Genomic DNA, 17,763 nt, shown 5'->3' with positions numbered 1-17,763 from the left:
TCTAGCGAGCCACCAGGGCCGCGCACGACCCCAGGCCACACCAGCCGGACAGGCAATCCCATGACGAACGCGGAAGAACTCAAAAGCTCGGGCCTGAAAGCCACCTTGCCGCGCATCAAGATCCTCGAAATCTTCCAGCGCTCCCAGCAGCGCCACCTGACGGCCGAGGATGTATACAAGGTGCTGCTGCACGAGGACGCCGACATCGGGCTGGCCACCGTCTACCGCGTGCTGATGCAGTTCGAGCAGGCCGGCCTGCTCAGCCGCAACCACTTCGAGAGCGGCAAGTCGGTGTTCGAACTCAACGAGGGCCAGCACCACGACCACCTTGTCTGCCTGGACTGCGGCCATGTCGAGGAATTCTTCGACGCCCAGATCGAAGCCTGCCAGCACTCGATCGCCCAGGAGCGTGGCTTTGCGCTACAGGAGCACACCCTGGCGCTCTACGCCCACTGCACCAAGACCGGCTGCGCGCGCCGCGCCGCCAAGTAAGCCGCCGGACTCAGAGCCCCGGCTCGCCGCGGTCCATCAGGTCGCGGTGGCGCTTGATGAATTCCTTGTACGTGTCGATGCCACGCAGTTGCAGCACCGTGTTGCGCACCGCCGCTTCGACCAGCACCGCCAGGTTGCGCCCCGCGTCCACCGCGATGATCACCTTGCGCACCGGCATACCGAGCACGTCCTCGTACAGCGGCTCGTAGGGCAGGCGCTCGAAATCACGTTCCAGCGTTTCCTTGCGGACCATGTGGACGATCAGCTTCAGCCGCATCTTCCGGCGCACCGCCGTTTCGCCAAAGATCGCCTTGATGTCGAGCAGGCCGATGCCGCGCACCTCCAGCAGGTTGCGCAGCAGCTCCGGGCAGCGCGCCTCGATCGCCGACTGCGACACGCGGAACAGGTCCACCACGTCGTCGGCCACCAGCCCGTGGCCACGCGAGATCAGCTCCAGCCCCAGCTCGCTCTTGCCCAGGCCGGACTCGCCCGTCAGCAGCACGCCCAAGCCCAGGATGTCCATGAACACGCCGTGGCGCGAGGTGCGCTCGGCGAAGTGCTGGCCCAGGTAGCCGCGCAGCACGTCGATGACGTGGCCGGCCGATTCGCGCGTGCAGAACAGCGGGATCTCGGCCCGCTCGCACATCGCCACCAGCCGGTCCGGCGGCGTGCAGCCATCGGCGACGACGACCACCGGCGGCTCCAGCGCGACGATGCGCGAGATGCGCCGCTCCTGCACGTCTCGCTCGGTGATTTCGAGGTACCCCACCTCGCGCCGGCCGACGATCTGGACGCGGTAAGGATGGATGTAGTTGAGGTAGCCAACCAGATCGGCAGCCGATTGCGCATCACGCACCGCCACCTCGTCGAAGCGGCGTTCAGGGTGGGCATGGCCTGCGATCCACTCCCACTTCAGCATGCCGCGGTGGGCATCGAACAGCGCCTCGGCGCTGATGACAGTCGGTTTCAAATCAGCCTCGGCACAAGCGTGGACGCTGGATCAGGCCACAGAGCGCAAGGGTTCCCAGCGGGAAATCAGCTCGTGCAGCTTCACCGGATCGGATTCGAGTTTCAACCGCTCTCGCAGTTCTCGGTCGGACAGCAGCTCGGCGATTTCGGAAAGGATCTCCAGATGGCGCTGGGTGGCGGCTTCCGGCACCAGCAGGAAGATCAGCAGCACGACGGGCTCATCGTCCGGCGCCTCGAAGGCGATCGGCTGCGCCAGCCGGACCACGGCAGCCAGCGGATTCTTCAGGCCTTTGATGCGGCCGTGGGGAATGGCGACACCATGCCCAAGTCCGGTGGAGCCGAGACGTTCGCGCGCGAAAAGATTGTCGGAGACGGTGGCACGGGCGATGGCGTGCTGGTTTTCAAACAGCAGACCAGCTTGCTCGAACGCACGCTTCTTGCTGGAAGCGTCCACGTTCACCAGCACATTGCCAGCAGGAAGGATCGCGGCGAGTCGGTTCATCGAGATCGGGCGCCGGTTTGAGCATGAGCCTTGGCAAGCGCGGGTCGGGTGTGTTCGGGGAGCTGATTATAGGAATCCGCGCGCCGGCTGTACGCAGCTTCTCGCATAAACGACTGCGGCCCCACTCGGGGGCCGCTGAACTCGTTCAGATCTGTCCTCAGACCGCTTCGCCGGCCACGGCAATGCGCTTGGGCGCGATGTGGTGGTGGTCCTGCAGCTTGTCCTTGTGGCGCACGACCTGGCGGTCGAGCTTGTCCATCAATTGGTCGATCGCGGCATAGAGATCCTCATTGGCGCTTTCCACGAAGATGTCGCGCCCCTTGACGTGCAGCGTGACTTCAGCGCGTTGTCGGCGTTCCTTTTCCTTCTGCTTCTCCACGGTGAGTAGCACGTTGACATCCACTACCTGGTCAAAGTGTCGGGTGACCCGGTCCAGCTTGGTCAGCACATATTCGCGCAGAGCCGGTGTAACTTCCAGATGATGACCGCTGATCGTGAGATTCATGAGGCCTCCTTTCGAGAGGTTGGGTGGGGAGACGTCGAACCCAGTGTGACCCTTTCAGGAATGGCTGACAAGCCCTCCCTGTGACACCCTGCAACCGCCGTGTGGAATTGCCCTGAGCCACCAGATTACAGCCCGACCCTCGGGTTTTCGAGCATTCAGACACACACTCTTCCGCAGTGCAATAATTGGTTCCGATGCTCAACGTCTTCACACTGGCCAACGGCCGCCTGTTCCAGGAAGAGATCGACGCCCTCGAAGCACTGGCCCATGTCGCGCCGGTCTGGGTCGATCTGGAAGCACCGACCGCCCAGGAAAAAGGCTGGATCCAGGCGCGCTTCGACCTGACGATCCCCGAGAACATCGTCGACGACGACCTGGAGGAATCCGCCCGCTTCTACGAGGAAGACAACGGCGAGCTGCACATCCGCTCCGACTTCCTGATCGACGACGGCGAGACCCCGCGCAACGTCCGCGTGGCCTTCATCCTGCACCACAACGTGCTGTTCTCGGTCCACTCGGAAGACCTGCCCGTGTTCCGGCTGCTGCGCCTGCGCGCGCGGCGCATCCCGGCCATGATCGAAGACGCCAAGGACGTGTTGCTCAAGCTCTATGACGCCGACGCGGAGTACTCGGCCGACGCGCTCGAAGGCATCTACGACTCGCTGGAGAAGGTCAGCGCGCGCGTGCTGAAGCAGGATGTGGACGACCGCGCCGCGGGCGAGGCGCTCTCGGCCATCGCCCACCAGGAAGACCTGAACGGCCGCATCCGCCGCAACGTGATGGACACGCGCCGCGCCGTGAGTTTCATGATGCGCAGCCGGCTGCTGAACGCGGAGCAGTTCGAGGAGGCCCGGCAGATCATGCGTGACATCGACTCGCTCGACTCGCACACCGCCTTCCTGTTCGACAAGATCAACTTCCTGATGGACGCCACCGTCGGCTTCATCAACATCAACCAGAACAAGATCATCAAGATCTTCTCGGTGGCATCGGTCGCGCTGCTGCCGCCGACGCTGATCGCCAGCATCTACGGCATGAACTTCCAGCACATGCCCGAGCTGTCGCAAACCTGGGGCTACCCGTTTGCACTCGGGCTGATGGTGGCGTCCGTCGCGGCGCCGCTGATCTATTTCCGCCGCAAGGGCTGGATGCGCTGAGTTCCCTGCCGAGGCCGCCAGACTGCCAACTATGCACGCCGAAAATGCGCAAGTGATCGCTAGACTCCGCGGAGCCCGGCCGTCTCGCGGCCGAGAACACCAAGAAAGCCCGCAGCGTCCCTGGCGCGTGTGGGGGATGGGGTTGCTGGCAGGATGGGCATTGGCCTCCCTGCCGGCATTCGCCCAGTTCGCGACAGCTCCCGAGCCCCAGCCGATCGACGAGATCGCCAGCCTGAGCACCGGAGCCGCCCGCAACGCCAGCGAATACCGCATCGAAGGCGCGCGCCATCTCTACATGCGCTACGCCCCGCAGATCTTCGATGGCAAGCTGCCGCCGATGCTCTACGCCATCGCCGCGTTCCGCACCACCATCGACAGCCGTGGCCGCATCACGGATCTGCGGGTCATGCGCTACCCCGCCGCGGCGCCCGAGGTCGTGCCGTGGCTCCAGCGCATGGTCTATGCCGCCGAGCCCTATCCGCTGCCGCCGCGCGGCATGAAGAGCGTGGTCTATCCCGAGGTCTGGCTGGTCACGGCGGACGGCAAGTTCCAGCTCCACACGCTGTCCGAGGGACAGGCGAACTCGGACGATCCGCCGCGCTGAGCCGGCGCCATCAACCGGCAGCGCGGCGCTTGAGCCAGCGCATCAGCGCGCCGATCACCGGCAGCTTCTCGTACAGCTCCTCCGCCGCGTCCCAGTAGTCGCGGTGCAGCACCAGCCGCCCGTCCGTGCCGAAGCGCAGGTGCGAGCCGCCGTGGATGGTCGTGGTGCCCGGCCCGAGGCGCGGCGCTTCGAACAGGAAATCCCAGGTCAGGAAGCACTGATCGCCCTCGGCCACTGCGTCCAGCACCACGAAGCGCGGTACCCCGAGGCTGTCAAACATGTGCGCGAAAACGCGGCGGATGCCGGGCACGTCATGCACCTCGTTGAAGGGATCCTTGAACCGGGCATCGTCGGCGTAGACCTCGCTCAGTCGGTTCAGATCGGCGGGGGCGAGCCGCTCGAAGAAGGTGATGACGCGGGCGACGCGGGTGTCCGGATGGCGTGGATTCAGTGGATTCATGGCCGTCCTCTCGCAAGCGATTCACATGCCCGTGGCGCGGCGCACCAGCGAAAAATACCACCCATCCCCGAGCATCCCCAGCAGCTTCAGCACCCGGCTGAACCGCTTCGGAAAATGGATCTCGAACGCGCCCCGCGCCCAGCCCTTCAGGATCTCCTCGGCAGCGACGTCCGGGGTGATCAGCGCCGGCATCGGGTGGGTGTTCTGCGCCGTCAACGGGGTTTCGACGAAGCCAGGGTTGATGACGGACACGTCGATGCCGCTGGGCTTCAGGTCCATCTGCAGCACTTCGGCCATGTTGATCAGCGCCGCCTTGGTCGGGCCATAGGCCAGCGCCTGCGGCAGGCCGCGGTAGCCCGCGACGCTGGCGACGAGGCTGATGTGGCCGTGGCGCTGGGCGAGCAGCGTCGGCAGCACGGCATCCAGCATGCGCATCGCGCCGGTGACGTTGATGTCCTGGTGGCGGATCACCTCGTCCAGGTCGTAGGCGGTGGCGCGCACCGGCTGGTAGTGGCCGGCGCAGTAGACGGCCAGATCGAGCCGGCCGTGCTGCGCGAGCAGTTGCGCCATGCTATCGCGCAGCGCGCCGGGGGCGGTGGCATCCAGCGGCAGCGCCAGCGCGCCGGGATGGGCGGCGGCGAAGGCCTGCAGCGGCGCGGCCTTGCGCGCCGAGACGACCACCCGGGCGCCCCGCCGCGCCAGCAGCTCGGCAGTGGCCAGTCCGATGCCGGACGAGGCGCCCACGATCCAGACGACACGCCCGGTCCAGTCGCGCAGAGCTTGGTTGATCGGCATGGCCTGGCTCCGCTCAGGGCTTGTGGAAGGCCAGAGTGACCTCGCCAAGCCGGATGCCGAACTTGCTCATCACCGCCTTGTTCAGCATCACCTTCTCGTCCATCAGGTACATCCAGTCGTCGAACTGCACCTCGTAGGTCTTGCCATCGACGGGCAGCTTCAGCGTGTACTGCCAACGCAGCGCATTGCCTGCCGCGCGGCCCTGCGCTTCGCCGAGCACATCGTCGGCGCGGCCGGTGTAGCGCCCGTCGCCGAAGTCGGTCAGGCGCCAGACACGGCGCTCGGTCTTCCCGTCGCTGTAGGTGAAGTCCTCTTCGAGCACGCCCTCGTTGCCACTCCAGCGCCCGACCATGCGCACCGTGAAGCGGCGGGCGACCTTGCCGGAGCGGTCGGTGAAGACGCCGTGCGCGGTCATGGGGCCGTTGAAATAGTCGCGCAGCACGAGCTTGGGTGTCTCGCGGGCGTAGTCGTCGACCTGCGGCCCGGCACAGGCCGCCAGCAGGGCGGCAGCAGCGGCCACGGCAAGGCGCCGCACCGATCGGGTCAGGTTCATGGCGTTCATGGAGTCTCTCCTTCGAGCACACGGCGCAGGCGCCACAAGGCCCCCAGCGCCAGCAGTTTCAACACACACGGCAGCGCGGCGTACGCCAGGCTCAGCGACCACAGCGCGTCGGCATCCCGGCTGCCGGGCGTGTAGCCCGCCCACTGCAGCACGGGCAACGCCAGGCCCGCAGCCAGCGCCAGATTGAGCTTGGTCGCGCTGTTCCACCAGCCGAAGAACGCGCCCTCGGCCGCCCCGCCCTGCCCGCTGCGGCGCACCACACCGGCCAGCAGCGCGCCGGGCACCACCAGATCCGCGCCCAGCGCCAGCCCGCTGGCCAGACACACCGCGAAGAAGCCGCCCGTGTCGCCCGCCCCGAGCGCCAGCGCGCCGACAAAAGTCACCACGGCCAGCGCCATGCCGACGGCCCAGATCCGCACCAGCCCCCAGCGCGCCACGCCGCGCACCCACAGCGGCAGCGACACCGCACCCGCCACGAAGTACACCGCGAGGAAGGCCCCCTCCAGCGCCGGCGCCTGCAGCCGGTCGCGCACGAAGAACAGCACCAGCGTGGCCGGCACCGCGCTGGCGATGCCGTTGAGCAGAAACACCGCGACCAGCCGGCGGAACCCGGCCACCCGCCACGGCGCGGCCATCGACAGCGGCACCACCGCCACCCGGCTGCGCAGCACCGGCCGCGGCGCCCGCGTCAAGGCCATCAACGCCACACCCAGCGCCAGCGCGAACACCGCCACCATCGCCGACAAACCCGCCACCGACGGCAGCACGCTCGCCAGCACCACGCCCACCAGCGCCGCCCCTTCGCGCCAGCCGACCCAGCGCGCCTGCGCCGCATCGCCACCCCCGAGGCGCGCGCCCCAGCTCTGGTGCAGCACGCTGGCGACGCTGTAGGCCAGGTACGTTCCCACCAGCAGCGCGCCACACCAGCCCAGCAGCGCCGAGGACGACCCGCGCACGCTCGCCAGCGGGAAGAACAAGCCCGTCAACCCGGCCACCAGCACCAGCGCGGCCAGCCCGAGCACCGCCCAGATCCGCCCGGTGGCCCCGCCCAGCAGCGCATCGACCCAGCGCCCGATCCACGGATCCACCAGCGCATCGAAGGCCCGCACCGCCAGCAGCAACACGCCCAGCGCCGCCAGCGGCACGCCGAACTGCGCTGCGTAGTGGTTCGGCAGCACGACGTACAGCGGCAGCGCCACAAACGCCAGCGGCAGCCCGAGCGCACCGTAGGCGGCGCCGGACGACGCGGCGGTGGTCATCCCGCCGCGCCCAGCAACGCCTGGCGCAACGCCGGCTCCGGGCTGCGCGGCGAGAGCCAGATGCCGAAGAACAGGCGCGCGAACTCGGTGTCCGTGACCTCGCGGGTCGGGCGGGCGTTGTGGAAGAAGCGGGCGCCGCGGCCCGGCTGGTGCAGGCCCGTCAGCCGGTCGCCGCTGACCACGTCGGGGAAGGCCGCCACCATCGCGCTGCGCCAGTCACCCGCCTGCCGATCGTCCACGCGGTCGATGCGGCGCATCTCGTCGATCGAGCGCTCGGCGATGCGCGCACCGCCGAGCGACCGGGCGTAGAGCAGCTCCAGCGCGAAGGGGCGTGTGGCGTAGTCCTGCGCGCCGATTGGCTCGCCGGTCACCCACAGCCGCGTGTCGTAGATCGTCAGACCGAGCCAGCGAAAGCGCATCTGCCCCTGCAGCCGCGCACCCGGTAGCGCGGCACGGACCTCGGTCGGCGGCTCGTCCGCGCCCTGTGCCGAGACCGCCATCGCCAGCAAGCTCGGCAGTGCAGCCAGCACAGTCAGCGTCTGGCGGCGGGTGGTTTTCATGGCCGGCGCAGCGTGTACTGCACGACGTTGGTGTTGCCGGTGTCGAACGCCGCCTCGCAATACGCGAGGTAGAAGTCCCAGGTCCGAATGAACGGCGCGTCGAAGCCCAGGCGCTGCACCTTCTCCGCCTGCGCATGGAAGTCGGTCCGCCAGCGGCGCAGCGTCTCGGCGTAGTCAGGCCCGAAGGCCATCGCCTCTTCCACCACCAGCCCGGCGCGCTCGGCGGCCTTGCGGAACTCGGCATCGCTGGGCAGCAGGCCACCGGGGAAGATGTACTGCTGGATGAAGTCGGTGGAGCGCACGTAGCGCTCGAACAGGTCGTCGCGGATCGTGATGCTCTGGATGCACGCCCGCCCGCCCGGCTTCAGGCAGCGCGCCACCGTCTCGAAGTACGAGGGCCAGTAGCTGCGCCCCACCGCCTCGAACATCTCGATCGACAGCACCGCGTCGAACGGCCCGTTGGCGATGTCGCGGTAGTCCTGCAGGCGCAGATCGGCCATGTGCGCAGTGCCATTGCCCGCCATGCGCCCGTTCGCCCAGGCGAGCTGTTCGGTGGACAGCGTGACCCCAGTGACGTGGGCGCCGAACTCGCGCGTGCCCATCTCGGCCAGCGCGCCCCAGCCGCAGCCGATCTCCAGCACGCGGTTGCCAAGTTGCACACGCGCTTGCTGCAGCGCGCGGCGCACCTTGGCGTGCTGCGCATCGGGCAGCGGCTGCGTGTGGTCGCCGTCGAACCACGCGCTGGAGTAGTTCATCGTCTCGTCCAGCCACAGCCGGTAGAAGGCGTTGCCGAGGTCGTAGTGGGCGTGGATGTTGCGTTTGCTGCCCTCGCGGCTGTTGCGGTTGCGCAGGTGGCGCAGGCGGTGGAGCAGCGAGCCCCACCAGTTGCCGAAGATCAGCTGCTCGACCGCCTCCCGGTTCGCCAGCAGGAAGCGCAGCAACCCCGGCAGATCGGGCGTGTGCCAGCCGCCAGCGACGAAGGTTTCCGCGAATCCGATGTCGCCCGACTTCAGCACGGCCGAAAAAAGCGACCAGTCCTTCACCGAGATCGAGGCGTGTGGCGCAACGCCGTGGCCGACGCGGCAGTGCGCGCCGTCGGGCCACTGCAGGTCGAGCGTGCCGCAGGGCAGCTTCTGCAGCAGGCGGAACACGGCGCGTGCCGCGGCAGGCGCGCCCGCGGGCAGCATCAGTGCGGCAGGTGCAGTCCCCGTCGGCAAGCCGGCACAGACAGCGGAGTCGAATCGGGCAGGAGCGTTCATGGTGCGTAGGATCGGTCGGTTGCGGGGTCAGCGACTGACCGGCGCCGCGGGCGGCACCGGCTTGCGGAAAAAGGGCACGCGCTGCCACCAGAGCTGCAGCGCCTGCCAGTGGATGCGTGCCATGACGCCCAGCGTCAGCAGCGGGCTGCCGAGCCAGGCTTGGTGCAAGGCGCGGCGGGTCAGCGGCGCGAGACGGCCGCTGACGCTGGTCTGCAGCAGTGGCTGGCCGGTGGCGTCGTCGTGGTCGATGCGGGCGACGGTGCGCTCGGCGGTGCGCAGGAAGCGGAAGCGGTAACGCCCCTCGACGGCGCAGAACGGCGAGACGTGGAACACCTTGTCCGCCCGCAGCTCGCGGCCCCAGCCGATCGGCTCGGCGGCCGTGCCGGTGAGCAGGTAGCAGTGGCGCTCGCCGAAGGTGTTGTGGACCTCGGCGACGATGGCGCGCAGCGTCCCGTCCGCCCGGTGTGCGTACCAGAAGCTCACCGGCTTGAAGGTGTAGCCGAGCACACGCGGGTAGGTGTGCAGCCAGACCTCGCCATCGGCGTTGGCGATGCCCTCGCCGGCCAGCAGGCGCTCGAACCACGCCAGCGCATCGCCGCCACCGTCGCCATGGTCGCGGTCGTGGAAGCTGACGAGGCCGGCGCGGTTGCGCGCCAGCACCGGATCGGGTTGGTGCCGCAAGGTGCGCATCGGCAGCAGCAGGAACCAGGTCGGATACCGGAACGCCCGCCGCACCGGCTGCAGCCGCGTGTGGCGCACCTCGCCACGGCCGATGAGCGCGCGCGCGGGACCGAGGTCGGTGGTCATGCCGGTACAGCCCTGCGGGCGCTGGTGACGCTGGCGAGGTGGCCGCCGATCCAGCGTTGCTGCAAGCCGCGCACCACGGTCAGCCCCGATTTCAGGCCATCCTCATGGAAACCGTAGCCCGTCCAGGCCCCGCAGAACCAGGTGCTGCGCTGGCCCTGGATGTCAGGCAGGTGGCGCTGTGCATCGATGGCGGCGCGGTCGAACACGGGGTGGCTGTAATCAAACGCGGCCAGCACATGCTCCGCACGCACCGGGCGCACCGGGTTCAGCGACACCACCACCGGCTGCGCGAACGGCATCGGCTGCAGCCGGTTGAGCAGGTAGTGCAGACAGACACCAGCGTCTTCCGTCCCGGAGTCGCCCGCGTGTTCGTAGTTCCACGCCGCCCAGGCCTTCTGGCGGCGCGGCAACTGCGCCACATCGGTGTGCAGCACGGCGCGGTTCGGGTGGTAGCGGATTGCCCCGAGCACACGCACCTCGTCGGGCGTGGCATCGGCGCCGAGCAGCCGCAGCGCCTGGTCGGAGTGGCAGGCCAGCACGACCTCGTCGAACAGGGCATCGCCATCGGCCGCCGACACCATCGCGCCCCCGGAGACCAGCCGCCGCACGGCCCGCACCGGCGTGTTCAGTCGCACGTCGCGCAACCGCGGGCGCATCTTCTCGACGTAGTTCCGCGCCCCGCCGGTCACCGTGTACCACTGCGGCCGGTCGCTGACCTGCAGCAGCCCGTGGTTGTGGCAGAAGCGGATCATCGTGGCGACCGGGAACCGCAGCATCTGCGCCGTCGGGCAGGACCAGATGCAGCCGATCATCGGCAGGAAGTACCAGCGGCGGAAGGTGTCGGAGTAGCCCTCGGCGTCGAGGAAGTCGCCGATGGACTGGGCCAGTTGCGCCTCGCTGCCGGCGCGCGCCAAGGCGGTGGCGCGTCGGTTGAAGCGCACCAGTTCGCGCAACATGCCGAGAAAGCGCGGATTGAACAGGTTGCGGCGCTGCGCGAAGACGGTGTCGAGGTTGCAGCCGCTCCACTCCAGCGCACCACGCTCGGCCTGGACCGAGAACGACATGTCGGACGCGGCCGTCTCCACGCCGAGGTCGGCGAAGAGCTTCAGCAACTCGGGATAGGTGCGGTGGTTGAACACCAGGAACCCGGTGTCCACGCCCTGCGTGTGCAGCCGCCCGTCCGCGCCGGGCAGGGTCACATCGACCGTGTGGGTGTGACCACCGAGGTAGTCGCCCGCTTCATAGAGCGTGACCTGGCAGTGCTGGTCGGGGGCACTCAGGTGCCAGGCAGTGGACAGGCCGGCAATGCCGGAACCGATGACGGCAACGCGCCGCATGGCTCAGTCCGCCACCGGCGTTGTCGCCGGCCAGGAACCAAGGAGCAGAAAAAGGGAAAGAAAGAAAGTCCGTGCAGCACCCGGCGACGAAAGACGGGGGAGAGAGGAGGAGATGAGCCGCCCCCGGGGGACCGCCACCCCCGAGGGGATGGTCAGGCTGCACGGTCGAAAATCGGTGATCGGGTCCATGCGGAATCCATACGCAGCACGGACCGAATCGGATGCAGTCCGTTGGACGAGCCAGCGCCAGCAAAGTTCCAGCGTCAACGCAGTGTTTTTTTCAGATTGCATCGGAAGGCTTTCGGCGTTTCAACATTGTTTGTCTTGGTCAAACCATGCATACAGCTTTATATTAGGCCTTAAACCACCAAGCAACAAGCATTTGTCCAAGACATACATAGAACGCAAGGTTGGCATCCACGGCCGCTGCAAGGTGGACTGTTTCGGTGTACGGCACACTCGGAGCCCCTGATGAACGACCAGGCACCTACTGCACTGCACATGCTGACCATCGCCGCCGTCGAACGCGACACCCGCATCGGCAAGGACACCTTGCGCGTCTGGGAACGCCGCTATGGCTTCCCATCCCCCCTGCGCGACAGCAATGGCGAGCGCCTGTATCCGCTTGACCAGGTCGAGCGTCTGCGCCACATCAAGCGTCTGCTCGACGCGGGCTGGCGGCCGGGGCGCGTGGTTGGCCTGCCGCTGCAGGACTTGCAGTCCATCGGCGCGCTGGTCCGCCCGGCCTCTGCTGCCAGCGCCAGCCAGGCCGATGCCGCACGCGACGACACCACGCTCAGCGCCGAACCGCAGGCGCTCTACCGGCTGCTGCGTGCCCACGACGTGATCGGGCTGCGCCGCGCCCTGATGCAGTCGCTGCTGCGGCGTGGCCTCGGGCACTTCGTCGGCGAGGTGGTCTCGCCGCTGCTGGTCGAGATCGGGCAGGCGTGGTCACGCGGGCAGCTCGCCATCTTCGAGGAGCACCTGTGCAGCGAAGCGGTCGAGACCGTGCTGCGCTCGGCGATCGCATCCGCACCCGAGGCGGCGGTCGACGGCACACCGCGGGTGCTGCTGACCACCTTCCCGGACGAGCAGCACGGCCTGGCGCTGCTGATGGCCGAGGCGCTGTTCACCGTCGAGGGCTGTGCCTGCATGAACCTCGGCCGGCAGACCCCCGTGCCGGAAATGGTGCTGGCGGCACGCGCGCACCGGGCGCAGGTCGTTGCGCTGAGTTTTTCCTCGCTCAGCCCGACCGGAGCGTCGCTCGACCACCTGGCCGACCTGCGGGCACAACTGCCCGAGGCGGTCGAGATCTGGGCCGGTACCCCGCAGCCGGCAATGCTGCGCCGCGGCGTGGCGGGCGTGACGCTGCTCGACGATCTGGCGCAGGTGCACACCGAACTCAGCCGCTGGCGGACTGCGCCCCACTGATCTGCGGGCGTTCAGACTTTTGCTACGCACGCGTCAAGCGCGGTGAACCTGCGCCGGCGCCGTGCCCGGCACACTGCAGGCCATGACATCCCGCCACACCTCCCCCCGCTACCACGGCCTGTCGATCGCCCTGCACTGGCTGCTCGCGGTGGCCCTCGTCGGCAGCTTCGCGGTCGGCGTCTACATGGCGGATCTGCCCTTCTCGCCCGCGCGGCTGAAGCTCTACAACTGGCACAAGTGGGCCGGTGTGGCGATCCTGTCGCTGTCGGCGCTGCGGCTGGCGTGGCGCCTGGTGCAGCGTCCGCCTGCGCTGCCGGCGCGCATCCAGGCCGCCATGCCCGGCTGGCAGACCTCGGCCTTCCACGCCACGCACCACCTGATGTACCTGCTGTTCTTCGTGGTGCCGCTGACGGGCTGGGCTTACAGCTCCGCTGCGGGTTTCCCGATCGTGTGGTTCGGCGTGCTGCCGCTGCCGGACTTCGTGCCGGTGGACAAGGCGCTGGCCGAGATGATCAAGCCCGTCCATGCGCTGAGCGCCTTCGCGCTGGCCGCACTCGTCGTCGCCCATGTCGGCGCCGCGTTGAAGCACCAGTTCATCGACCGCGACCGCCTGCTCGGCCGCATGGGCATCGGCCCGGTCTGAGTCCCCTCACCTTTTCCGGAGCGTTCCCATGAACACGTTCAGCACCGCGGCGCTGGCCGCCGCCGCTTTCCTCGTCCTGGTCAGCCAGCCCGCCCTCGCGCAGCAGAAGCTCGACGCCGCCAAGAGCGAGATGGCCTTTGTCAGCAAGCAGATGGGCGTGCCCGTCGAAGGCAAGTTTCGCAAGTTCGATGCCCAGATCGCCTTCGACCCGAAGAAGCCCGAGGCCGGCAAGGTCAGCTTCACCATCGACACCGGCAGCGCCACCTTCGGCGCGCCGGAGACGGACGCCGAAGTGGTCAAGCCTGTCTGGTTCAACGTGCCCAAGTTCCCGCAGGCGACGTTCCAGTCCAGCGCGATCAAGGCGGTCGGTCCCGGCAAGTTCGAGGTCACCGGCAAGCTCGCCATCAAGGGCAGCACGCACGACGTGGTGGTGCCGGTCACGCTGACCCAGGCCGGTGGCACGACCACCGCCGCCGGTGCGTTTGTCATCAAGCGCCTCGAATACAAGATCGGTGAAGGCGAATGGGCCGACACCTCGATGGTCGCCAACGACGTGCAGGTCAAGTTCAAGCTGCTGCTGAACGGCGTGCCCTCGCTCTGATATCCGTCTCGCCATCTCTGAACACCCTCTCCACCCCTGAAGGAAACCCTCCCATGAAGAAGACCCTGCTCGCCCTGGCCCTGGTGCCCGCGCTGTTCGCCTCGGCCGTCCACGCCGAAATCGCCACCTACGCAATCGACCCGACCCACACTTTCGTGATGTTCGAGATCGACCACTTCGGCACCTCGACCAACCGTGGCCGCTTCGACAAGAAGGAAGGCACGGTCCAGTTCGACCGCGCCGGCAAGACCGGCAAGGTGGACATCACGCTCGACGTGACCTCGATCAGCACCGGCACCGCCCCGTTCGACGGCCACCTGAAGAGCCCGGAGATCCTGAACGCAGCGGCCTACCCGACCGCGCGCTTCGTCAGCGACAAGATCGTGTTCAACGGCGACAAGGTGACCGAGGTGACCGGTCAGTTCACGCTGCTGGGCAAGACGCACCCGGTCACGCTGAAGGCGAACAAGTTCAACTGCTACATGAACCCGATGGTCAAGCGCGAGGTCTGCGGCGGTGACTTCGAAGCCACCATCAAGCGCAGCCTGTGGGGTGCCAGCTATGGCCTCAACTACGGCTTCTCGGACGACATGCGCCTGGTGGTCCAGGTCGAAGCCGTCAAGATGTAATCAAGCGGTGTTCAGGCTGTGAAGCCTTGACGGCCGATGGCGCGGGCGAGCACCGCGCCGACCATCTCCCCCGCCGCCCGCCAGGGTGCGCGGGGTTGCCGCGCCATGAGTCCCAGCATGGACAGCGAGCCGACCAGCGTCATCACGATCGACGCCAGCGCAGCGGCCAGCATGAGCGCGGGACACACAAGCACCACCAGAAACAGCCGGACCAGCCCGGTGGAGGTGGTGAACAAATCCGACCAGCGGATGCGCCTGTGGTACTTCATGGCGGGCCTCTCCTGAACACTTGTCACGAAGGATCAACAACAGATCCATGTCGTAACACTCGTCACATGAGAATACCTTGATTCGGGGGTATTTTCGTTATCAAGGGGATTTTTGCGTGTTTTTACCGCGCCGCAATCTTCCTGAGCCCGGTGACCACGATACTGGCCGCGCCACCGCCTGGTCGAAGGATCAGCGTTTGCGGTCCATGCGCAGGGCGAAGGCCATGCTGCGCTGGTCACAGCCGATGCGGCCGTAGTCGAAAGTTTCCTGCTTGCGGCCCTTTTCGGTCTGGCGATCCTGCAAGGGCAGACGGCGGGGGGCGGGGTGATCGGTGCGGAGAAGGTGCTTCATGGCGGGGGGCCCATCGAGTTTTTTCACATCTTCCCGTGACACACCAGGTGCCGCTTGAAGGTGAACTTATTGATACCGCTGACAACGCATGAGTGCATCCTCCGGATGACACTGTTTCAGTCATTGAAAAGAAACAAGACAGATGACAGGCTCGTTTACTAAACGACGCACAGTTTCTACACTCGGGCTCCCGGAAAACCAGAGTCCGCGTCATGTCCAACCCCGTCAATACCCGCTCCGAAACCCGCTCGCTCGCGTGGGCACACGGCCGCATGACCCTGAACCGACTGGGGGCGATGCTGGCGCCAGTGGTCTTCACGGCCCCCGGACATCCGGATTTTTCGCCCATGCAGGTCGCTCCCTGGCACGCCGAGCCGATCGGTGCGGAGCAGACCGGCCTGATGCGTGGCCTGCGGGGTGACTGGCCCTGCGTGCCGTTCGGCCGCGCCGACTGTCCCGCTGATCTGCCCGTCGGCTGGACCACCCGCACACCCCACGACACGTGGGGCCACGGCTACAGCGCACACCACGACTGGGACTGGCTCCCCACCGACGACCCGCACGCCCTGTCGCTGACGATCGCCCTGCCCCCGTCCGACCCGATCCGGCGCCTGACCCGCACCGTGCGCGCGCAACCAGACGCTGCCGCAGTCGATCTCGAACTGTGCGTGGAAGCCCGCGTCCCCTGCATCGTGCCAGTGGCCCTGCATCCGACGCTGCGGCTCGACGCCGGCCGCGTGGCGCTGGACCTGCCGCGCCACGGACCTGGCCTGACCTACCCCGTGCCAGCCGAACCCGGGCGCTCGCGCCTGGCACCCGACCAGCGCTTCAGCCGCCTGGACGCTGTGCCCACCACCGACGGCCCTCCCGCCGACCTCACCCGCTTTCCGCAACCCCGCGACAGCGAAGACCTGCTGCAGGTGATGGCACTCGACGGCCCCGTCACCGCCCGCTACCTCGACTGCGGCTGGGCACTCACGCTGGACTGGGACCGCGCGCTGCTGCCCGACGTGATGCTCTGGGTCAGCCACCGCGGCCGGCTGTATCCGCCGTGGAATGGCCGGCATCTGGCGCTCGGGGTCGAGCCGGTGTGTGGCGTGTTCGACCTGGGCCGGGTCGCCGCGCCGCCCGCCGATCACCCGCTCGCCCCGCGCACCGGCTTGGCGCTCACGCCCGGCCAGCCGCTCGTCCTGCGCAGCCGGTTCAGCGCCCGGCCGCTGTCCGCCGCGGAGCGCCAGGCATGAGCAGCGACGTCACCGTCCGCGACATCGCCGACGCCGCCAACGTCTCCGTCGGCACCGTCTCCCGCGCGCTGAAGAACCAGCGCGGCCTGTCCGACGAGACGCGCCGCCATGTCCGCCAGGTGGCCGCGGACCTCGGCTACGACCTCTCGCGGCTGCGCTCGGGCAAGGCGCCGCGGCTGGTGTTCCTGATCCACCGGTACCACAGCAACTTCGCCGTGAACCCCTTCTTCGCCGAGGTGATGCACGGCGTCGAGGAGGGCTGCCGCCAGTTCGGCGTGGCGCCCACGCTGCTGAGCGCGCGGCAGGGCGACGCGGTGGGCAAGCTGCTCAAGCTGCACGAGCCCGATGCGCTGCTGGTGGCGGGCTACTTCGAGGACGAGGTGCTGGCGCAACTGACCGACCTGGGGCTGCCGCTGGTGCTGGTCGATGGCTGGATTCCGGGCTGCCCCGCCGTCAACCCGGACAACGCCGGCGGCGGGTTCCAGGCCACGCGCCACCTGCTCGACCTGGGCCGACGGCGCATCGCCTACATCGCCGGCTCGCTGGCGCACTTCAGCATCCGCGAGCGCAGCCGGGGCTACCGGCGCGCCTTGTTCGAGGCGGGCGTGCTGGCCGACCCCGATCTGGAAGCCCTCGCGCCGCCGGGGCTGGACGACGCGGAAGGCGCCGCCGCGGCGATGCGCACGCTGCTGCGCCGGCGGGTGCGGCCGGACGCCGTGTTCGCCTACAACGACAGCGCGGCGCTGGCGGCGATGCGGGTGTGTCTGGAGGCCGGGCTGCGCATCCCGGAGGACATCGCCTTCGTCGGCTTCGACGACATCCCGGCCGCCCGCTACGGCGCCATTCCGCTCACCACGCTGCGCGTGGACAAGGAGGAATTGGGGCGCACGGGGGTGGAGATGCTCGTGGGGGGTGGGGCGATGCCGCAGGAGATGGTGATGGGGGTGGAGTTGATGGTGCGGGACAGTTCGGGGGTGGGTATCGGCGCGGCCTGACAGTGGGTGGGGCTGTCAACAAAATAGGGATGCCGTCAGTAGACCGGCGATCGGGTGCGGGGCTATGATTTGCCATTTTCGGCAGCGGAATCGGATACGCTAGCCGTGCGGGCTTCTAGGCTATTTTTACGGGGGGAGCGACCATGCAGAGAGCTGAAAAAATTCAAGCACGACAAGGATTTATGTGCTGTTGGGCTTTGTTGCACAACCCACCCAGCCGGCCGGTGGTCGAGCGGTGAGGTAGGCTGACGGGATGAGCAAGCCGGCGAAGAAGAAGTACACGACGAAGAACTGGTCGCCCTACACGAAGGCGCTGAGAGCCAGGGGGTCG

Annotated in this window: 22 protein-coding genes; 9 read left to right on the top strand and 13 right to left on the bottom strand. The window is 67.9% G+C overall.

Annotated features, from left to right (window positions below; translation table 11 throughout):
- Positions 1–60 precede the first annotated feature (60 nt).
- The gene (gene fur, locus RMP06_RS00780; protein WP_310459871.1) at positions 61–492 is read left to right on the top strand and encodes a ferric iron uptake transcriptional regulator; all 432 of its coding nucleotides are present in this window, start codon (positions 61–63) and stop codon (positions 490–492) included.
- A gap of 10 nt (positions 493–502) precedes the next feature.
- Here the strand turns inward: fur and hprK are convergent, their stop codons facing one another.
- The 3 genes from hprK to hpf form a co-directional block, all read right to left on the bottom strand.
- Positions 503–1,462 carry an HPr(Ser) kinase/phosphatase gene (gene hprK, locus RMP06_RS00775; RefSeq protein ID WP_310459870.1) on the bottom strand — a complete coding sequence of 320 codons (960 nt, stop codon included), beginning with the start codon at positions 1,460–1,462 and terminating at the stop codon, positions 503–505.
- Between the two features lie 30 nt (positions 1,463–1,492).
- Positions 1,493–1,963, bottom strand: a complete 471-nt coding sequence (locus RMP06_RS00770) for a PTS sugar transporter subunit IIA (protein WP_310459869.1) — start codon at positions 1,961–1,963, stop codon at positions 1,493–1,495.
- A 157-nt stretch (positions 1,964–2,120) separates the two neighbouring features.
- Complete coding sequence (hpf, locus tag RMP06_RS00765; RefSeq protein ID WP_310459868.1) at positions 2,121–2,468, bottom strand: ribosome hibernation-promoting factor, HPF/YfiA family; 348 nt, start codon at positions 2,466–2,468, stop codon at positions 2,121–2,123.
- A gap of 194 nt (positions 2,469–2,662) precedes the next feature.
- Here hpf and corA point away from each other — a divergent pair, with 194 nt between their 5' ends.
- Complete coding sequence (corA, locus tag RMP06_RS00760) at positions 2,663–3,625, top strand: magnesium/cobalt transporter CorA (RefSeq protein ID WP_310459867.1); 963 nt, start codon at positions 2,663–2,665, stop codon at positions 3,623–3,625.
- Between the two features lie 160 nt (positions 3,626–3,785).
- Positions 3,786–4,229 carry a hypothetical protein gene (locus tag RMP06_RS00755; RefSeq protein ID WP_310459866.1) on the top strand — a complete coding sequence of 148 codons (444 nt, stop codon included), beginning with the start codon at positions 3,786–3,788 and terminating at the stop codon, positions 4,227–4,229.
- A gap of 10 nt (positions 4,230–4,239) precedes the next feature.
- Here RMP06_RS00755 and RMP06_RS00750 read toward each other — a convergent pair whose 3' ends face one another.
- The 8 genes from RMP06_RS00750 to RMP06_RS00715 are packed head-to-tail and all read right to left on the bottom strand — an operon-like array spanning position 4,240 to position 11,268.
- Entirely contained in the window at positions 4,240–4,689 is a 450-nt protein-coding gene (locus RMP06_RS00750) for a nuclear transport factor 2 family protein (RefSeq protein ID WP_310459865.1), read from the bottom strand.
- Positions 4,690–4,710: 21 nt separating this feature from the next.
- A complete protein-coding gene (locus tag RMP06_RS00745) occupies positions 4,711–5,484 on the bottom strand; it encodes an SDR family NAD(P)-dependent oxidoreductase (protein WP_310459864.1) in 774 nt (257 codons plus the stop codon).
- A gap of 13 nt (positions 5,485–5,497) precedes the next feature.
- Positions 5,498–6,037, bottom strand: a complete 540-nt coding sequence (locus RMP06_RS00740) for a DUF3833 domain-containing protein (protein WP_310459906.1) — start codon at positions 6,035–6,037, stop codon at positions 5,498–5,500.
- A gap of 5 nt (positions 6,038–6,042) precedes the next feature.
- Positions 6,043–7,305 (bottom strand): MFS transporter, encoded by a 1,263-nt coding sequence (locus RMP06_RS00735; protein ID WP_310459863.1) that lies wholly within the window; start codon positions 7,303–7,305, stop codon positions 6,043–6,045.
- On the bottom strand, positions 7,302–7,865 hold the full coding sequence (locus tag RMP06_RS00730) for a chalcone isomerase family protein (RefSeq protein ID WP_310459862.1): 564 nt from the start codon (positions 7,863–7,865) through the stop codon (positions 7,302–7,304). Before RMP06_RS00730 ends, RMP06_RS00735 begins: the two co-directional genes overlap by 4 nt.
- Complete coding sequence (locus tag RMP06_RS00725) at positions 7,862–9,124, bottom strand: class I SAM-dependent methyltransferase (RefSeq protein ID WP_409050068.1); 1,263 nt, start codon at positions 9,122–9,124, stop codon at positions 7,862–7,864. The genes RMP06_RS00730 and RMP06_RS00725 overlap by 4 nt, the downstream gene beginning before the upstream one ends.
- A gap of 27 nt (positions 9,125–9,151) precedes the next feature.
- Complete coding sequence (locus RMP06_RS00720) at positions 9,152–9,931, bottom strand: DUF1365 domain-containing protein (RefSeq protein ID WP_310459861.1); 780 nt, start codon at positions 9,929–9,931, stop codon at positions 9,152–9,154.
- Entirely contained in the window at positions 9,928–11,268 is a 1,341-nt protein-coding gene (locus RMP06_RS00715) for an NAD(P)/FAD-dependent oxidoreductase (RefSeq protein ID WP_310459860.1), read from the bottom strand. Before RMP06_RS00715 ends, RMP06_RS00720 begins: the two co-directional genes overlap by 4 nt.
- Positions 11,269–11,739: 471 nt before the next feature.
- Here RMP06_RS00715 and RMP06_RS00710 point away from each other — a divergent pair, with 471 nt between their 5' ends.
- The 4 genes from RMP06_RS00710 (at position 11,740) to RMP06_RS00695 (ending at position 14,572) form a co-directional block, all read left to right on the top strand.
- A complete protein-coding gene (locus RMP06_RS00710) occupies positions 11,740–12,699 on the top strand; it encodes a MerR family transcriptional regulator (protein WP_310459859.1) in 960 nt (319 codons plus the stop codon).
- 82 nt (positions 12,700–12,781) lie between these two features.
- The gene (locus tag RMP06_RS00705) at positions 12,782–13,342 is read left to right on the top strand and encodes a cytochrome b (RefSeq protein WP_310459858.1); all 561 of its coding nucleotides are present in this window, start codon (positions 12,782–12,784) and stop codon (positions 13,340–13,342) included.
- Positions 13,343–13,370: 28 nt separating this feature from the next.
- A complete protein-coding gene (locus RMP06_RS00700; RefSeq protein ID WP_310459857.1) occupies positions 13,371–13,943 on the top strand; it encodes a YceI family protein in 573 nt (190 codons plus the stop codon).
- A gap of 53 nt (positions 13,944–13,996) precedes the next feature.
- A complete protein-coding gene (locus RMP06_RS00695; RefSeq protein WP_310459856.1) occupies positions 13,997–14,572 on the top strand; it encodes a YceI family protein in 576 nt (191 codons plus the stop codon).
- 11 nt (positions 14,573–14,583) lie between these two features.
- On the opposite strand, the gene RMP06_RS00690 is transcribed toward RMP06_RS00695, so the two are convergent.
- Positions 14,584–14,841: a hypothetical protein gene (locus RMP06_RS00690; RefSeq protein WP_310459855.1), complete on the bottom strand. Its 258-nt coding sequence runs from the start codon at positions 14,839–14,841 to the stop codon at positions 14,584–14,586.
- 190 nt (positions 14,842–15,031) lie between these two features.
- The gene (locus tag RMP06_RS00685; protein WP_310459854.1) at positions 15,032–15,193 is read right to left on the bottom strand and encodes a hypothetical protein; all 162 of its coding nucleotides are present in this window, start codon (positions 15,191–15,193) and stop codon (positions 15,032–15,034) included.
- A gap of 212 nt (positions 15,194–15,405) precedes the next feature.
- Here RMP06_RS00685 and RMP06_RS00680 point away from each other — a divergent pair, with 212 nt between their 5' ends.
- Both RMP06_RS00680 and RMP06_RS00675 read left to right on the top strand, forming a co-directional pair.
- Entirely contained in the window at positions 15,406–16,437 is a 1,032-nt protein-coding gene (locus RMP06_RS00680; RefSeq protein ID WP_310459853.1) for a hypothetical protein, read from the top strand.
- Complete coding sequence (locus RMP06_RS00675) at positions 16,434–17,432, top strand: LacI family DNA-binding transcriptional regulator (protein ID WP_310459852.1); 999 nt, start codon at positions 16,434–16,436, stop codon at positions 17,430–17,432. The genes RMP06_RS00680 and RMP06_RS00675 overlap by 4 nt, the downstream gene beginning before the upstream one ends.
- The last annotated feature ends 331 nt before the right edge of the window (positions 17,433–17,763 follow it).

This window comes from Sphaerotilus sp., assembly GCF_031429695.1.
GTDB lineage: Bacteria > Pseudomonadota > Gammaproteobacteria > Burkholderiales > Burkholderiaceae_C > Sphaerotilus.
This window is presented reverse-complemented; position numbering and strand designations above follow the sequence as displayed.

Excerpts from the sequence above, each read along its gene's own strand:
- fur (WP_310459871.1), top strand. The coding sequence starts at position 61 with ATGACGAACGCGGAAGAACTCAAAAGCTCGGGCCTGAAAGCCACCTTG.
- RMP06_RS00770 (WP_310459869.1), bottom strand. The coding sequence starts at position 1,963 with ATGAACCGACTCGCCGCGATCCTTCCTGCTGGCAATGTGCTGGTGAAC.
- hpf (WP_310459868.1), bottom strand. The coding sequence starts at position 2,468 with ATGAATCTCACGATCAGCGGTCATCATCTGGAAGTTACACCGGCTCTG.
- corA (WP_310459867.1), top strand. The coding sequence starts at position 2,663 with ATGCTCAACGTCTTCACACTGGCCAACGGCCGCCTGTTCCAGGAAGAG.
- RMP06_RS00750 (WP_310459865.1), bottom strand. The coding sequence starts at position 4,689 with ATGAATCCACTGAATCCACGCCATCCGGACACCCGCGTCGCCCGCGTC.
- RMP06_RS00745 (WP_310459864.1), bottom strand. The coding sequence starts at position 5,484 with ATGCCGATCAACCAAGCTCTGCGCGACTGGACCGGGCGTGTCGTCTGG.
- RMP06_RS00740 (WP_310459906.1), bottom strand. The coding sequence starts at position 6,037 with ATGAACCTGACCCGATCGGTGCGGCGCCTTGCCGTGGCCGCTGCTGCC.
- RMP06_RS00735 (WP_310459863.1), bottom strand. The coding sequence starts at position 7,305 with ATGACCACCGCCGCGTCGTCCGGCGCCGCCTACGGTGCGCTCGGGCTG.
- RMP06_RS00730 (WP_310459862.1), bottom strand. The coding sequence starts at position 7,865 with ATGAAAACCACCCGCCGCCAGACGCTGACTGTGCTGGCTGCACTGCCG.
- RMP06_RS00725 (WP_409050068.1), bottom strand. The coding sequence starts at position 9,124 with ATGAACGCTCCTGCCCGATTCGACTCCGCTGTCTGTGCCGGCTTGCCG.
- RMP06_RS00720 (WP_310459861.1), bottom strand. The coding sequence starts at position 9,931 with ATGACCACCGACCTCGGTCCCGCGCGCGCGCTCATCGGCCGTGGCGAG.
- RMP06_RS00715 (WP_310459860.1), bottom strand. The coding sequence starts at position 11,268 with ATGCGGCGCGTTGCCGTCATCGGTTCCGGCATTGCCGGCCTGTCCACT.
- RMP06_RS00710 (WP_310459859.1), top strand. The coding sequence starts at position 11,740 with ATGAACGACCAGGCACCTACTGCACTGCACATGCTGACCATCGCCGCC.
- RMP06_RS00705 (WP_310459858.1), top strand. The coding sequence starts at position 12,782 with ATGACATCCCGCCACACCTCCCCCCGCTACCACGGCCTGTCGATCGCC.
- RMP06_RS00700 (WP_310459857.1), top strand. The coding sequence starts at position 13,371 with ATGAACACGTTCAGCACCGCGGCGCTGGCCGCCGCCGCTTTCCTCGTC.
- RMP06_RS00695 (WP_310459856.1), top strand. The coding sequence starts at position 13,997 with ATGAAGAAGACCCTGCTCGCCCTGGCCCTGGTGCCCGCGCTGTTCGCC.
- RMP06_RS00690 (WP_310459855.1), bottom strand. The coding sequence starts at position 14,841 with ATGAAGTACCACAGGCGCATCCGCTGGTCGGATTTGTTCACCACCTCC.
- RMP06_RS00685 (WP_310459854.1), bottom strand. The coding sequence starts at position 15,193 with ATGAAGCACCTTCTCCGCACCGATCACCCCGCCCCCCGCCGTCTGCCC.
- RMP06_RS00680 (WP_310459853.1), top strand. The coding sequence starts at position 15,406 with ATGTCCAACCCCGTCAATACCCGCTCCGAAACCCGCTCGCTCGCGTGG.
- RMP06_RS00675 (WP_310459852.1), top strand. The coding sequence starts at position 16,434 with ATGAGCAGCGACGTCACCGTCCGCGACATCGCCGACGCCGCCAACGTC.